At 40.6% G+C, this 16,286-nt stretch carries 13 protein-coding genes; all 13 read right to left on the reverse strand.

Annotation, left to right across the window (positions count from 1 at the left end):
- Positions 1–140: 140 nt before the first annotated feature.
- Positions 141–1,943 carry an ABC transporter ATP-binding protein gene (locus U5K72_15685; GenBank protein MDZ7720257.1) on the reverse strand — a complete coding sequence of 601 codons (1,803 nt, stop codon included), beginning with the start codon at positions 1,941–1,943 and terminating at the stop codon, positions 141–143.
- A 16-nt stretch (positions 1,944–1,959) separates the two neighbouring features.
- Complete coding sequence (gmd, locus tag U5K72_15690; GenBank protein ID MDZ7720258.1) at positions 1,960–3,096, reverse strand: GDP-mannose 4,6-dehydratase; 1,137 nt, start codon at positions 3,094–3,096, stop codon at positions 1,960–1,962.
- Between the two features lie 202 nt (positions 3,097–3,298).
- The gene (locus U5K72_15695) at positions 3,299–5,875 is read right to left on the reverse strand and encodes an SLBB domain-containing protein (GenBank protein MDZ7720259.1); all 2,577 of its coding nucleotides are present in this window, start codon (positions 5,873–5,875) and stop codon (positions 3,299–3,301) included.
- 67 nt (positions 5,876–5,942) lie between these two features.
- Entirely contained in the window at positions 5,943–6,677 is a 735-nt protein-coding gene (locus U5K72_15700) for a sugar transferase (protein MDZ7720260.1), read from the reverse strand.
- 260 nt (positions 6,678–6,937) lie between these two features.
- Positions 6,938–7,897, reverse strand: coding sequence for a GDP-L-fucose synthase (locus U5K72_15705; GenBank protein MDZ7720261.1), 960 nt, complete (start codon positions 7,895–7,897; stop codon positions 6,938–6,940).
- A 165-nt stretch (positions 7,898–8,062) separates the two neighbouring features.
- Positions 8,063–8,842 (reverse strand): WecB/TagA/CpsF family glycosyltransferase, encoded by a 780-nt coding sequence (locus tag U5K72_15710; GenBank protein MDZ7720262.1) that lies wholly within the window; start codon positions 8,840–8,842, stop codon positions 8,063–8,065.
- Positions 8,843–8,945: 103 nt separating this feature from the next.
- On the reverse strand, positions 8,946–9,932 hold the full coding sequence (locus U5K72_15715) for an NAD-dependent epimerase/dehydratase family protein (GenBank protein ID MDZ7720263.1): 987 nt from the start codon (positions 9,930–9,932) through the stop codon (positions 8,946–8,948).
- A 152-nt stretch (positions 9,933–10,084) separates the two neighbouring features.
- Positions 10,085–11,278, reverse strand: a complete 1,194-nt coding sequence (locus U5K72_15720; protein ID MDZ7720264.1) for a glycosyltransferase family 4 protein — start codon at positions 11,276–11,278, stop codon at positions 10,085–10,087.
- Entirely contained in the window at positions 11,275–12,672 is a 1,398-nt protein-coding gene (locus U5K72_15725) for an O-antigen ligase family protein (protein ID MDZ7720265.1), read from the reverse strand. Before U5K72_15725 ends, U5K72_15720 begins: the two co-directional genes overlap by 4 nt.
- Positions 12,669–13,715, reverse strand: coding sequence for a glycosyltransferase (locus U5K72_15730; protein MDZ7720266.1), 1,047 nt, complete (start codon positions 13,713–13,715; stop codon positions 12,669–12,671). Before U5K72_15730 ends, U5K72_15725 begins: the two co-directional genes overlap by 4 nt.
- Before the next feature lie 15 nt (positions 13,716–13,730).
- A complete protein-coding gene (locus U5K72_15735; GenBank protein ID MDZ7720267.1) occupies positions 13,731–14,624 on the reverse strand; it encodes a glycosyltransferase in 894 nt (297 codons plus the stop codon).
- A 104-nt stretch (positions 14,625–14,728) separates the two neighbouring features.
- Positions 14,729–15,358 carry a class I SAM-dependent methyltransferase gene (locus tag U5K72_15740; protein ID MDZ7720268.1) on the reverse strand — a complete coding sequence of 210 codons (630 nt, stop codon included), beginning with the start codon at positions 15,356–15,358 and terminating at the stop codon, positions 14,729–14,731.
- A 129-nt stretch (positions 15,359–15,487) separates the two neighbouring features.
- Positions 15,488–16,258 carry a sulfotransferase family 2 domain-containing protein gene (locus U5K72_15745; protein ID MDZ7720269.1) on the reverse strand — a complete coding sequence of 257 codons (771 nt, stop codon included), beginning with the start codon at positions 16,256–16,258 and terminating at the stop codon, positions 15,488–15,490.
- Positions 16,259–16,286: the final 28 nt, after the last annotated feature.

Consider the following 16,286-nt stretch of genomic DNA (forward strand, 5'->3'; position numbering starts at 1 on the left):
AACGGGTATGGAAATCCTTTCCATTGTTGCAAAGCCAAAATCCACAACAGTTTGGAGATCGCACATCAAATACGGGATAACTGATGAATGAGTTTTTTAGGTGAAGATAAATGCAGGATGATAATTGAAAAGACAAACAATCAGGATTCATCCACCAGGCTCATCTCCCGAAACTCCTTACTGTTTACCAGCAGGTTTTCGTAAGTTCCATCAGCAATCACTTCACCGTCTTTCATCATATAGATTGTATCGCAATTTTTCACGGTTGTTAAGCGGTGGGCGATCATAATAATTGTCTTATCGCCGCGTAATCGTTCAATCGCCTTTATGAGGACTCTCTCGGTGACATTATCAAGTGCAGATGTGGCCTCGTCCATCACCAGTACCTGCGGATTATTGTACAATGCTCTTGCAATTCCGATACGCTGCCGCTGCCCGCCGGAAAGACGTACTCCTCTCTCACCCACTACAGTTTCCATCCCTTCACCAAGGCTTGAAATAAACTCTTTGAGCTGAGCAATTTCTATAGCTGTTTCCAGCATCTCCTCGTCCACCTCGTCTTCAGAGATTCCAAAACAGATATTTCTTCGGATAGTATCATCAAGCAGATAGATAAATTGGGGGATATAGCCGATGTTTCGCTGCCAGGCATCAAGATTTTCAAATACATTCTTTCCATCCACTGTAATGGATCCCTTTTGAGGAACCAGCAGCCCGAGGATCACATCAACAAGGGTGGTTTTTCCTACACCGGAAGGTCCTACAAATGCTACTGCTCTGTTTTTGGGAATCGTAAGGTTGATATTGCGAATTGCCGGCCGGGTTTGGTCCGGGTAGGAATAATCCAGATCTTTCAGACGGATTTCTTCTTTCAGTTTGAGTTTCTTTCCCTCCCTCTGCGGCGTGTTTTGATTGTATTTATTTTCCAGATAAGTCAAATCCTGATACACCGCCTCAACTGAAAAAATATTATATCTTAAACTATTCGTATTTTCTATAATTGCGATAATAGATGGTTTTATCTTCATTACTGCGGCCCCAAATAGAGCTATCATCGGAACAATTGCAGATACTTCTCTCCCCTGCAGAACCATTATAACAGCAATAAAGAGAATACCGCTCAGGGCAATCATCTCAATGATTTGCCGGGGTAGTGTATTCAGAACCATATTTTTCAAATCATACACTTTATGGCGGTTTGCATGTCGATCATACTGATCTAAAAAATAGGCCTCCCGCTTTAAAACTTTGGCGTCTTTAAAACCCTGTAACCCCTCTAAAATCGCTTTGTTCATCGATTTTCGGTGAGCCAGGGATTCACTTCCATACCGCGAAATTGCACTTTTAGTCATTTGAAGGAATAAAAACGTAAATCCACCAAAGAATAGAATTCCAAGACCAGTAATAAGCGGCTCAACAGCAATAAGCCCACCCACCACGACAAACGTCATGATTCCATTCAGACTAATTATAAGCGCCGGCTGCAGAGTTCCATTTACAATTTTACCAACTTCGCTGTTAATATTCCGCAGAAGTTCAGAGGAGTTTCGGCCGATGAAAAAAGTATAAGGCGAATTCATATACGCATGGAAAATCCGGTTTTGAAGATAAAGCACCCGGTTGAGCATATATTTACTATTCATGTAATTATAAAAAAGCATGAATAGATTCTTAAGAAGATAGATTGTAATTAGAAAAAATGCTCCAAATAGAGCCAGTTTCTGGGGAGTGGTGATGTTAATCTCGGTTAAGAAATCGCCCAGGACAGGATAGTTCAAAATACGGTCGGCGTCAATTACGGCCGAGACAAATACAGGCACTGTACCCACCCCGATCAGAGTAATTACAGATGCGATGATCATCATGATAAAGAGAGCGGCAATTTTCAAAAGATCGCCCTCCGGCAGAAGATGATATATGTGACGGACGGCTTTTTTCATCATTCAGGAGTTGTGCCGGCTATTCAGCCTGGTTCAATATTTCATACCCGTTATCGAGTAGGGTCTGCTGTTTTTTAAACAGTTTCAGATCAGACTGTACCATATCCACAACCAGCGATTTCAGATCGTATTTGGGTTCCCACCCAAGTTTCTCTTTTGCTTTTGACGGATCTCCGATCAGAATATCAACCTCCGTAGGACGAAAATATCTTGGATCCACTTTTATGATTACATCCCCAGGCTTGAGTTTGAACAAAGAGCTCTCTTTCAACTCATCATCAATTGTATCAATCACACCTTTTTCATGAACTCCCTCACCCTCAAATCGAACGGTAATTCCCGTTTCAGCAAATGCAAACTGAATAAAGTCTCGAACGGAAGTGGTATTGCCGGTAGCGATAACAAAATCCTCCGGTTTTTCCTGTTGTAGAATGAGCCACATTGCCTCTACATAATCGATGGCATGCCCCCAGTCTCTTTTGGCATCCATATTCCCAATATATAGGGTTTCCTGTAAACCTAAAGCAATCTTGGAGGCCGCCCGGGTAATTTTACGGGTTACAAAAGTTTCTCCTCTCCGGGGTGATTCATGGTTAAAAAGAATTCCATTACAGGCGAACATATCATACGCTTCCCTGTAGTTAACGGTGATCCAATAGGCATAAAGTTTTGCAACAGCATATGGAGAGCGTGGATAAAACGGGGTATTTTCATCCTGAGGAACTTCCTGAACTTTGCCGTACAATTCAGATGTGGAGGCCTGGTAAATTCTGGTTTTTTTCTCAAGGCCAAGAAGCCGAACGGCTTCGAGAATCCGGAGTGTGCCGGTTCCATCTACATTTGCTGTGTATTCCGGTTTTTCAAAACTTACCTGCACATGACTCATCGCAGCCAGATTATAGATCTCATCGGGCTGTGTTTCCTGGATGATACGAGTGATATTCATGGAATCGGTCATATCGCCATAATGCAGAAACAGGGATGGATCTTCCGCATGCGGGTCTTCATACAGGTGATCGATTCGATCCGTGTTGAACAAGCTGGCCCTTCTCTTAATACCGTGCACAGTGTACCCCTTTTCCAGCAGCAGTTCTGTGAGGTAAGCTCCATCCTGACCGGTTATTCCTGTTATTAAAGCCGTTTTATTTTTACTCATAGATATATTTTAAAAACTATCATTCTAAAATCAATTCACAGAATTCGGAATATACAGTCGTCAGCAGCTCTCATACCGGGGAAACCGAAAAAATTTATCGATCAAACCTGCTCCCTAAAATATCACATCAGTGTGAACTTCCAATGATGTTTATTCTCTTTCGATGAAAGTAACGTTAAGCAGTTCTGGTCAACCGATTTAATTATTGATTCTGTATTCTGTCGATCAGAGTTATAAACAACAGAGCTGTTGATGCAATACTTGATGCTATACTTATTCGCTCCTGTGCTGTCATTTCTCTGGCTTGTGGCTTCTCAGGTACTATAATTGTAGCACCAGCTCTAACATCCGGATTACTGCGAATTCTCAGAAAACGCCGAACACGATCTACCTCCCCGTTTGCATAAACAATATAAGCTCTGTGCCGTTGCCCACGCTCGGTCGTTCCCCCGGCATTATCAATATATCCCTGGAGCCCTCGGCCGGGTACAAAGCGCATCGTAACCGGCGAGAGAACACCACCCTCTACCCGAACAGTATTCAAATTTCTTGGAATTCGAATGATATCTCCTTCCTGCAGCCGAATATCATTGATTCCCTCTGGATTTTCGAGAGCTTCACCCAAACGGATACCAACTGGCGTATAAGTAGTATCATTTACAGTCTCGAACCGATCCAGATTTACATTTTCCAAATTCAGAGTAGACAATGCTTCGGTTCGTTGTTCGCTACCCTCATCAACCTGAACCTGTTCTGCGGTTATTTCTAAAATCCGGTCCATCGATGCACCATCGGGATACGCAAAATCGGACAAACCACCTGCCTGACGAACAAGATCTGTCAGTTTTGCATCTCTTCTTTCAAGGACATATTCACCGGGAAATTGAACTTCACCTTCTATCCGAACCGTAAGTTGTGCCTGGTAATTTGGTTTGGTTCGCACGAATACCATATCGTAGGGTTCAAGCACAAACTCACCATCAGTACCATTAAATGTAAAATTCTCATCTATCTCAAACTCATAGACGTTTGCAATTTGGTTTACCTTCACGCGGGTATCATCATCTACAACCCTTCGGGCTACTTCCACCCTGTAGGCTGCAGCTTCGTCTCTCAGTCCGTCAGCCAAGAATATGGCATCCTGCAATGTCATGCCGTCAAGATGCTCAAATGTCTGGGGGCTGTTAACAGCACCCCTTACAGAAACCGTATGTGTTTCCTGAAGATTAAAACGTGATGAGATTCGAACCAAATCATTTCGCCTCAACCGAATATCCTCAGCATTCCCCTGGAGAATATCTCGTACTGAAAACGGAATACTTTCCAGCATCAGGTTATCTTTATTCCTGTATATAATTCCCCGCTCCAGGTAAGCATCTTCAGTAACACCTTGAGCTTTTTGAATCAATCCACGTAGTGTCAACCCATCTGTCAGTTCATAATCACCGGGTTTATAAACAGCCCCCTCTACGGTGACCCGGTTTGTATATCGATCAACTATTGTCCCAATTTCAATTTCATCCCCATTCTGCAATACAAAATCACCTCCTTCAGGCCAGTCTACATCAGAGACGCTTCGCTGTATATTGGTTTTCCTGTGAACCACAATCCGGTCTTTGTAGGCATTTGCAGAAAAACCACCGGTAAATGTCATCAGGTCTTCAAGTGTTTCTCCCTCTTTCATCTCAAATAATCCCGGACGTTTCACCTGGCCTGTCAATTCTATTCTGTTGATATACGGGGGAATTTTAATTACGTCCTGGTCATTCAGACGGATATTTCCTTTTTGGTTACCATAAACAAGCAGGTCATACAGATCAAATGTGTGGACAATACTGTCGCCCCGAATCACCTGGATTTCCCGCCAGGAACCTGACCGATTCGGCCCGCCGGCAGCATAGAGAAGGTTAAAAACCGTGGCCAAGGAAGAGATTGTATAGGAACCCGGCTGGCGGACTTCACCAATCACACTGACATTAATGCTTCTTACGTTTCCTAATGTAACGTCGGCAAACGTGTTTCCCTCAGATGGATTTGACAGATTAATACCCGAGTATATCTGCTGCAAGTTTCGGAGGATTTTCGTTCTTGCTTCATTATATACCATGCCTCCTATTTGTATTGGGCCAATGTTCGGAATGTTAATGTTTCCTGCAGGAGTTACTTCCAAAACATATTCAGCTTCAGCAGCTCCCCATACTTCAATTTCTATTTGGTCACCAGCCCCGAATACATAATCTTTCGGTGTAGGAATGTTTAAAGACGGTTCAAAGGACTGAGATGACCCGGTAAATATAGCCTCGCCAAATACCGGGAATCCCTCTTCAATAATCACTTCGAGCTGTTGCAGAAGATCTTCTTCATTTCTCTCTTCAACCAAGCGTTGTAACTCAGATATGAGCAAACTTTGTTCCTGGAGAGTTCTGTCGGGATAGAGTAATCCAGTATCCTGGGCTTGTCGTGTTTGTGCTCCTGAATCACTCGTTCCTGTTTGCCCACCCTGTGAAGATGATATTTGATTTAAGCGAGTCACCAACCTGGAAGCCTGGGCTGCTGGCATTCCTCTTGCTCTGGCAATACTGGCCACCTGCTCAGGTGTTAAGCCTTGCGACTGCATCTGTTGATAAAAGTTTTGTAATTGAGCATCACTCAGGTTATCCACATTTACATTTTGGATATTTCCAAATCCAATGTTACTCACCTGGGCAGTTGAATCTTGAGGAATAAATATCAGGGCAGAGAAGAGAAATAGCAGCAGTAGAGATAAAACTTTTTTCATGTGATTATTATCGTGTAGAGTAAAATTTTTAAAGTACAGTAAAATAAGTTTAATGGATGAAATTTAATTAATGAGCATTCGTATCAAAATTGATCATCTTGGTAACCGTTTTCATGATAATATACAGATCCATAAAAAGAGTATTCTTTTGCACATAGATGAGATCGTAATCCGTCCTTTTTCTCATGTGTTCTACACTATATGTTCCGCCCCTGTATCCTTTAACCTGCGAAAAACCGGTAATCCCCGGCTTTACTGCATAGCGATAGAAAAAATCATCGAAGGTTGAATTCCAGTAAGAACATTCATCAACGGGGTACGGTCTTGGCCCCACAAGGCTCATATCTCCTTTTAAAACATTTATAATTTGAGGTAGTTCATCGAGGTTCAACAGCCGCAGGAGCCTTCCGAAAGGAAAAATTCGCTCATCACCTTCTACGGTAATATCAGGCTTACCATTTAAATCTCTTTGGGATGATTCTTTCATTGTACGAAACTTATAACAGGTAAATGTAATACCATTTTGTCCTGTTCGGGTTTGCTTAAAAAAAACGGGGCCTTTTGAGGAGAGTTTAATTCCAAGAGCTATAAATGGAAAAAGAATAAGACAAAAAATTAATGCAACAAAACCAATCGTCAGATCTAACACTCTTTTACCCCGGTACTGTCTCACCTTCAAATTTTTATATGTCGACAACATGTAACCGTTTTCGACAGAACCACTCCCATCAGCAGAGCCATTTTCAGACTCTTGTCGGAGTTTTTCTCTTACGGTTTGAACTTCGTTGATCGATATATCCATTACTTAATAGCTTTACCTCGCCACGTAATTTTTGGAAAAAATAAACTTACTTTGTTTGTGTTTTATTTACAATAAAAAAAAGTACTATTTAAATATTATCATATCGGTCAAACTTAATAATATTTGTCTTCAAAATTGAACATAAAATTATAATCGGCAGATACTTAAATAACGCACAAATCACTGCGCTCAAATTAACACAGGCAAGTAACAAAATTCTGAGTTTAGTCAATGTTTGCTTTGTATAAAATCCCTTAAATTTAACTCATTTCGACTTCCCGAATATTTTCAACGTTATCTACAAACCATTGATATGTTTTCTCTATGCCTTCATCCAGTTCTATATTGCTGGTCCATCCTTGACCGGCAATTTTAGACACATCCAAAAGTTTCCTCGGGGTACCATCCGGTTTATCTCTATCCCAGACAACCTCTCCTTCATGGCCGGTAATCTTCTGTATCTTTTCAGCTAATTTCTTAATTGTAACATCTTTACCTGTCCCAATGTTATAGAGATGGTCATCCATTTTGTTTCTTAAAACAAAGAAAACCGCATCAGCTAAATCGTCTACATACAAAAATTCACGCATCGGACTGCCGGTTCCCCAAAGAGTTACGGGCTGATGACCGTTCCGGGCTGCCTCATGGAATTTCCGAAGCATAGCCGGTAAAACGTGAGATGTCTCCAGGTCAAAATTGTCGCCCGGCCCGTATAAATTTGTGGGCATCAGAGAAATATAATTCCTGTCATGTTGTTTCCTGAGAGACTCAACAAGCTTAACTCCGGCAATCTTGGCGATGGCATACCATTGATTTGTTGGCTCGAGTTTATCTGTGAGAAGAGAATCTTCCTTTATAGGTTGTTCCGCAAATTTCGGATAGATGCAGGAGCTGCCCAAAAAAATCAGTTTTTTTACCTCATTCTTATGAGAAGCATGAATAAGATTATCTTCAATAACCAGATTTTCGTGCAGAAATGAATATGGGTATCGGTCATTAGCCAGTATTCCACCCACTTTTGCCGCAGCTATAATTACCACATCAGGCTTTTCCTGCTTAAAAAATCGGCTGACCGCAGCTTGATTACGAAGATCTAACTCCTGCCGCGTTTGTGTGAGAAGATTTGTAAATCCCTCTTTTTTGAGTCTCCTGTGAATTGCAGACCCAACCATACCCCGGTGACCTGCAACAAAAACAGTATCCTGTTTATTTACCGTCATGCTATTCCTATTTGTACTTTTCTATTATACTCTTTTTCTCTGTGATGAATGAAAGATAAACCCATTCATATACAATCAGAGTTTACATACTGATAACTTCGATCCTTGCGTAGGAAAATATTATAAATTTACCAGCCTGCATAATCTATTCAGTAACCTCTAAACTTACTTTCGTCTTGCGGTTTTGTGTTTTATTACGTCTTTGATTCCATAAAACAAAAATGCGGGTACGATTTCCAGGTATCGGCGATATAACCGGCTGGGTTCTACAATCAGCCTGAAAAACCACTCCAAACCAGCTTTCTGCATCCAGTTAGGTGCCTGCCGAAGCTCACCAATATGAAAATCAAAGGCTGCTCCAACTGTAATCAGAAAATGAACATCCGTATAACGAGACAATCTTTTTGCAAATTTTTCCTGCTTGGGTGTGCTGATTCCAACCCAAACTACATCTGCCCCTGACCGATTGATTTGATCTGCAATCCCCTCGTAGTCATACTCATTAACTTTTTTAAAAGGCGGGCTGTATGTACCTACTATATTTGTATTTCCAAATCTATCTGCACATGCTTTTTTTAATTTTTCAGCCACACCCTCTTTTCCTCCACAGAGATAGTGTTGAACATCTTTACCGGCTGATCTTTCCATGAGATTAGCAAAAAGATCCGGTCCGTAACATCGTTTCATGTCACTGGCTCCCTTTCCCCTGCCTACCCAAACACCAGGCATGCCATCCGGCAGATTTGTATAAAAACTATTGAGCAGTTCCCTGAATGCTGCATTTTTTTTTGCATGGATAATACCATGCGCACCCGTCGCACTAATGCACAGGTTTTCCCGGGTTTGATCATCAGAAACAATTTCTAAAGCATGATTAACAAAGGAATCCAGATCTTTGTTGTACATCTGAATACCGATAACCTCTATACTGTAATCATCTCTCATCAAATGCTTTCTAAGAATTCTTTGCAGGTAATAAACTGATTATCTGAAAAATTTCAACAATGCTCTGCTCTAACAAAGGTAGCATACAATTTAAGTACAGCAGCTACGCATCTACTGCTTCACGCAGCTGGATCTGCTCTGAAATCCATTGGTAGGTTTTTTCCACGCCTTCGCGAAGTGGTTTCGATGGAGCCCAGTCCAGTTTTTCCTTGATCAACTTGTTATCAGAGTTACGCCCTTTTACGCCCTCTGGTCCCTCAATATTATTGATGGTAAGATCTTTTCCTGAAATGTCAATCACCATCTTTGTGAAATCCTGAATCGATATCATTTCATCAGATCCAATATTTACCGGGCCGGAAAAATCAGATTCCATCAGCCGGCGAATTCCCTCAACACACTCATCAACAATCAGGAATGATCGGGTTTGAGTTCCATCACCCCATACTTCTACAGTACCTCCATTTTCCGCTTCGGCTACTTTACGGCAAATTGCGGCAGGTGCCTTTTCCCGGCCTCCCTCCCAGGTTCCCTGCGGACCAAAAATATTATGAAAACGGGCGATATTAGCATCGATATTATGATTTCGCCGGTAGGTAAGATAAAGTCGCTCACTAAACAGTTTTTCCCATCCATATTCACTGTCTGGATCTGCCGGGTAGGCACTATCTTCCGAACATTCCGGATTATCAGGATCCAGTTGATTCCGCTCGGGATAAATACACGCCGATGAGGAATAGAAGGTTTTGTCAATACCCTTTTTCTTAACCTCCTCGATTACATGCAAATTACAAAGTGCACTGTTATGCATAATATCTGAGTCGTTATCACCTGTAAAAACAAAACCGGCCCCACCCATATCAGCCGCCAGTTGATAAACTTCATCCAGATCGGCAGTTACTACATTTCTCACGACCTCTGCATCGCGCAGATCACCGATCACAAATTCATCTGCATTCATATTACCAAATTCGTTTTCTTTGAGGTCAACACCTCTCACCCAATATCCTTCCTCTTTTAACCGATTGACAAGATGTCCCCCGATGAATCCTCCTGCTCCGCAAACAAGTGCTTTCTTTTGCTTTGTCATAAACTGCGCGTTTTTTTAATTATAATGCTTAGTAATAGCCGACACTCAAAAATGCCTCAAATTCATTAAAATCTTACAGATGAAACTTATTGAATTTATTTTATTTCTGATGCCTCAAATTCTGAAAATTTTGAGTAAAATAAAATCCTGATTTAGCCCCTCCCATCAACAAGTTCCCGGTAAACAGATTGCAATTTCAATCGATTCACATCCGGCGTGTATTTATCTTCATATTCCCGCCGGGCTGCCAAGCTCATCTCTTTTTGTTCCTGTTTCATAGATTCGAATTGTTGAACAGTATTAATCAAGCTCTCCTCCTTTCCTGGCTCAAAATGCAAACCTGTTTTCCCATGATCCACAATTTCGGCCTGGCTGCCGATGTTTGTTGACAGAACCGGAGTTGCGGCTGAAAAGGCCTCCAAAATTGTCATTGGCATCCCCTCATACCATTCTGATGGAAATATCAATGCTTTCGCTTTTTTCAAATAATCCAGTACCTGGTGTCTGTCAAGAAATCCCAGCCAGGAAATCCGTGAATTATCTTGTGATTTTTTTTGCAACTCTTTTTTGAGCGGTCCATCACCCAGAATCAAGAGTTTAGAACCCGATTTATTTATGGAAGAATTCCAGGCATTTACCAAAGTTCGTATTCCTTTTTCTTCGCTGATACGGCCGATAAACAAGTAGAAATTTTCTTTTTGATTCACAACCTGCTGAAAGTCCTGATCCTGAAAAGAGTCTTTAACAAAATTCGGTTTTACTTTCAATTTCTCTTCCGGCAATCCCGCCTCCACAAATTTTGACTTTGCGAACTCAGTCAGGCACAACAAGCAATCTACTTTTTTAGCCCATGTCTGCCTTTTTCGGTGGTATTCAATCATATGAGCAACCACAGCCGTTTGAAGGATGGAATCCCGGTAAACACCATCTGATACACAGGAGTATGCAGTTCCATGAATAGTCCGCTCATCAATTTCACCATCATGCAGCAAGTAACCATTCGGATAGATAAGCCTGTAATTGTGCAGAGTCAAAACGGATGGAACACCTTCCTCTTTAGACGCTTCAAAAACAGACGGGCTCAGCAATGGAAAAAAGTTGTGCACATGCATAATATCGGCGCTGGTTTCGTGGATTTTTTGCCGTACGAGCTCTTTTGATTGCCGATTGTAATGTGTGGTAAAAATCAGTTTTAACTTGCTATAGAGTGAATTTAGTTCTTTCGTATTATCTACAATCAGTTGTTCAACAGAATGATCCCTGCTGAGAAGATCATACTCCATGTTCAAAACCGTCCACTCCCCGCCTGGTTTTTTATACCTGTTATGAACCTGGAGAATATTCATGAGGCTGAACCTATTTTCTGAATTCGAACATACTTTTTCGAGAAGTTACCGGCACGTCCAAAGCTCAATATCATTCCAACAGCCAACCAAAAATGGAATGAATGATGCGGCCCCTCCAAAACCACATTAAAGAACGCCCAAACATACATGATGACTAAAAACCCTACCAGGAACAAAAATTTAGAATATACATGATCTCCGCCTTTTCTCTTGATATTTAAAAACTCAGGAATCTTTTTTAGCGGCTTTAAAATTCCATACATAAGTATAGGAAACAGAAGTACACCAAATCGGGCCAGCATATTAAGATATGAATTATGCGGCTGGGCATTACCCTCAAGATCTCTGATCTGAAAATAGGTCAACTCAACCGTGCTGTAGAAAACATTGTATTGCGAAAAGAAAAGAGGCCTTCCAACACCATATCCCAGGATGTAGTGTTCGTAAAATTTATCCAATACATGTTGCCAGGAGAGAAACCGATAATTTATATTTCCCTCTTCAAGAGAGGTTTTTTCTTCCAGTATCTGGAACAGGTTTACATCAACAAGGGAATTATAGTAAAACAGGAATCCAACCATCAAAACGAAACTTATCAAACCGTACGTAACAATTTTTCGCTTGGTAAGATTGCTGCCAATTGCAAACATCAATAAAACAGCCAGCGCAATTCCTACAAAGAGTGAGCGGTGAAACATGGTGAATACGGCCGGGATCATCACCAGGGCAACCACTTTATATTTAAAGTCTATATGTTTGAGAGGGAGGAAAAGAGCAATTACAATTAAAGACGGTACAATATACCCCACTCCAAACCGGAACCCTTCAAAGGAAAGCGTTCTCATACCTGCTAAAATCATCACCGCTTCGTAGAAATACGATACCGCTTTCAAGACAATGAAGAGCTTTAAAAGCAGAAAGAACAGATCATAGTGCCTTTCACTTTTAAAAACATGGTAAACGATGGGCACCCAAATAGCATACACCAACATAAAAGAATCGCGGATGGCATCCAGTTTATTTACCGGGAAATAGAGAATAGCGAAACCCAGCCCTATCATCACCATCAGGTAGTAAACAAACAAGGTTTTCCTGATTTTTAAAAGGTCTCTGGCATAGGAGAGTACAAGTGCGAAAATAACAATCTCTGTAATAAAGAGAGGCTCAAACCCCACATAAGCGAAGCTGCGCTCCCCGAACATCATATGGAACATATAAATAAAAAAGAGATACTCTCGCCATTCGAGCTCTGAAATTGCCTTGTCAATTTTCTCATATTTAATGAGTGCAAATCCCAAAACCGTCATGATGGCGGACAACACGATATCCTCATACAAGAAAAAGGGCAGTAAAAACAGCCACTCCTTAACCTGTTTATGTGTGATTGTCATCATCGGCTTAAAATCTGCTGTATGATTTGGGATGTTTCCTCCGCCACATCTTCCCATGTTCGGGGTTGTTCAATATCAAAGGAACGTTCATCACTGTATTCATTGATAAGGGTGATAATTTCCTCGTTCGATCCTGCGAATTTAAAATTGGGATATGATTTTTGAACCTCCGTTCCTTCTTTATTTGTGATCGTCAAAAGCCCGTTGTTCAGATATTCAAAAATTTTCAGCGAACTGTTGTAAAATCCCCAGCGCGACCATGGATACTCTTTGTAAAGTGCCAAACCAATATCAGAATTGGAAATGATATATTTCACATCCTCTCTGGGTAAATTTTTAAAAACAAATAGATTCTCTTTTGATACAGGCAAGGTGTTATTTTGATTGTCATCTTTAACAAGCAAAAGTACTGCCGTCTCCCCCTTCTGAGACTTGGCTATCTCCTCCAAATTTTTGAGATCCTGCATATTGTTAGCCGAACCGGACCAAACCACTGTCCTTGAGTATATTTTCTTAAGCTCTTCAAGTTTTTCTGTGATTTTACTACTCACTTTATCTGAAGAATCATCAAATATTTCTCCACCGTTTTCAATCACATGTACATTGTTCAGGCGAAGAGCTTCTTCACAATATCTTTTCAATGGTTCACTGACAGTGATGACAGCATCTGCACGTTTTAAAATTTTTGAAATAATACGATCTGTAAATTGAATATATTTTTTTCCACGCCCAAAAAGATGAAGTTCATCTGACGGATTGTTGAGTTCTACAATTATTTTCTTTCTGCTCAGAAGTGCCAGTATGGATACGAAATTCCTCATATACAGAAAATAATCCATCCGCAGGTAGATCAGATCGCAATTTGCCAGTATCCAAAACAATCCCGAAATCGGATTCTTCAGTCGATGCGTGTACGGATCAGGTTCTCCGTTAATCTTGAATAGTTCGTATCCTTTTTTATACAACTCCTTTGCAAGATTAAAACCATGAACAGAAGCGCCGCCTGTTACCGGGTAAAATGTGTAATAAATGAATCCAACCTTCATATTGAAATCTTCAACCTACTGTTCAAGAGGGACATCAATCTGTTTGCTGAGATTTGTAAGTCCCCGAATTCGTCCCATTCCCATCATCATTTTGTTTAGCCAGGCTACGGCCCAAACTTTTGTGAAAGATGTGGAATAATCTAAACCATCCATTTTTTGCCGCAACACACGTACTTTTGGGGGAGCAAATGTACGAAATGTCTGTCCCAGAATATAAAATAGTGATTTACCCTGCTGTTGAAATATCACCGGGTGAAGTACTCCAACCCGCCACGATTTTTTTAGAAGTGACTTTAATTTTCTTGGCTGGCAATATACAATCGAATTTTCTGCAAAGACGATACTGTGTCCCGCGTTTACAGCTTTAGCCGTCCACCAGATATCCATACCGGAGCGAAATGTATCCGGAAATTTACCATTCTTTTTAATCAGCTCTTTTTTAAAAAAGAGATTACCGGCCGCTGAACCATTACGCTCCCTGACAAGAAGCCGGTTATTATTGTAAGTTATGGCATCATAAACCTGAGATGCCGTTGCCCGATTTTCCAGCTCAAATGAGATCTGTCCGCCGGCCAGATCTGCATTATTATGTTCAAGTGCTTTTACACCCTCTTCGAGCCAGCGTTTATCGGGAATTTTATTTGCATCCGTCAGAGCTATGATTGAACCTGAGGCGTGCTCTAAACCAAGATTTCGGGCCGCATACGGACTTTTTTTATCTGATTGAGAATAAAGCCTCACTCCAAATGATCTGGCCACATCAACCGATTTATCTATCGACCCGTTATCAACTACAATTATTTCTGTTAATTCCGCAGGATAGGTTTGTTCAGAAAGAGATTGAAGTACCCGTTTAAGCAGATCGGCTGCATTTAAAACAGGAATAATAACGGATACTTTGGTATTCACAATCGGGTTATCTGTTTTGACTCGACAAAGTTAACATTCATATGAATAATAGTGAAGTATAGAACCCGAGCCTAATAAACAGTAAGAGATTGAATGCAACCGGATCAATCCTGCTTTATTCGCCGGATAGTAACATCATTATACATTCTGCCGTGAAGTGCAAAATGGATCAGCTCATAATCATACTTGATACAAAATTCATTGGTCGCTTCAATAATGCCATATTTTGTCAAGTCAGACGAACCAAAAAAGATGTAATCGTTCAGTGATATCAATCCCTCCGGCTTAATTTTTTTATGCGCTGCCTCCAGGTCTTTTTTCACTCCTTCATAACTGTGGTCACCGTCAATATAGATCCAGTCGAAGGTATTATCCGGCATGGATGATACAAAGGTTGAAGAATCTTCCTCATGTACATCAACAAGATTTTGTTCAATCTCATCCTCAAACCGTTTTCGGGCTACCTTTATTGATTTCGGGTTGATGTCGACCAGGTGCAGCTGCTGGGGTTTTACAATATCCAGTATATATCGTGAGTAATCCCCTTTTAAAATCCCAATCTCGGCACAGACACCTCCTTTTGGAATCTCCTCAAGCATTTTTATGCGATCTTCAACCAGCTTACAATTTTTTATATGCCTGGATTTAAGCTTTTCGGCAAACGGCCAAATCTCTCTGCGATAAGCAACTGATGAAAAGCAGATCCGAATTCGTTCAAGTATCTTTTTAAGCATTTAAATAATCTAAAATCAAAAGGTATTGAAAGTAGCTAATACAAAAATGTGCATCAAATCAATTTAACGATTTCTCTAAAATAAGTTTAAAAGGAAGGGGCTTTTCAAAGTAAGCACGGAAATATTTATTCACTGAATATGTTCTTTGGCATGCTCAAAAATTTCTATATCGTACTTACACAGATTCTCAATCTTCTCAATAGTTTCCGGTGAAAAATTATTTCCTTTTGTAAGATCACTTGTACGGTTTTTGTGAGGAATATTGAGCTTTAAGTTTGTCTTCTTCTGAAATTTCGACACAAAATGATCCATATTATCCAGAAATCCAACAAGATCGAATTTTAAAATATTTTTCTTCGATCGCTCAATCATCTCTTTTGAAACGGTATCACCCGGTTTATACCCGTCGCTAAGATATCTTAAATATTCCCTGCCGGACTCTCTTCCAGTGCCGGAGTTTAAATACTCCGAAAATGATACGTCAAAACTGCAGTGTTCACCTGTTTTATGAACATTGAATAAATATTTGGAAATAAAACGCTGAACTGGATCTCTAAGAATCGTGAGCGTTAGATATTTGCTGTTCTCAATTTCAAAAAGTTTTTTTGAATACGGAACATGACCTGCAATGCATTTAAAGCCCGTTTCCATTGCATATATGGCCACTGACTCGCGAAGATCATAGCACTGTTCAAAACTTTTATAGTTCTCGCCATATTTTCTCTCTGCCGCCCGTAATGAACTGCCAGCATTGACTTTAAAAAAATTGAATGGATACTTTCTCTTTAAAGAGGAGATCAATGAAGTTCCTCCCGTTTTAGGAATGTGCACAAAAAAAATATATGGCTTATTGCGTGTGGGCAGATTCTTAATTTTTTCTAAAATAGTACTTAGATCCATTGCTGTTCTAATATCTCTTCAAGTGTGA

Source organism: Balneolaceae bacterium (genome assembly GCA_034521495.1).
Taxonomy (GTDB): domain Bacteria; phylum Bacteroidota; class Rhodothermia; order Balneolales; family Balneolaceae; genus Rhodohalobacter.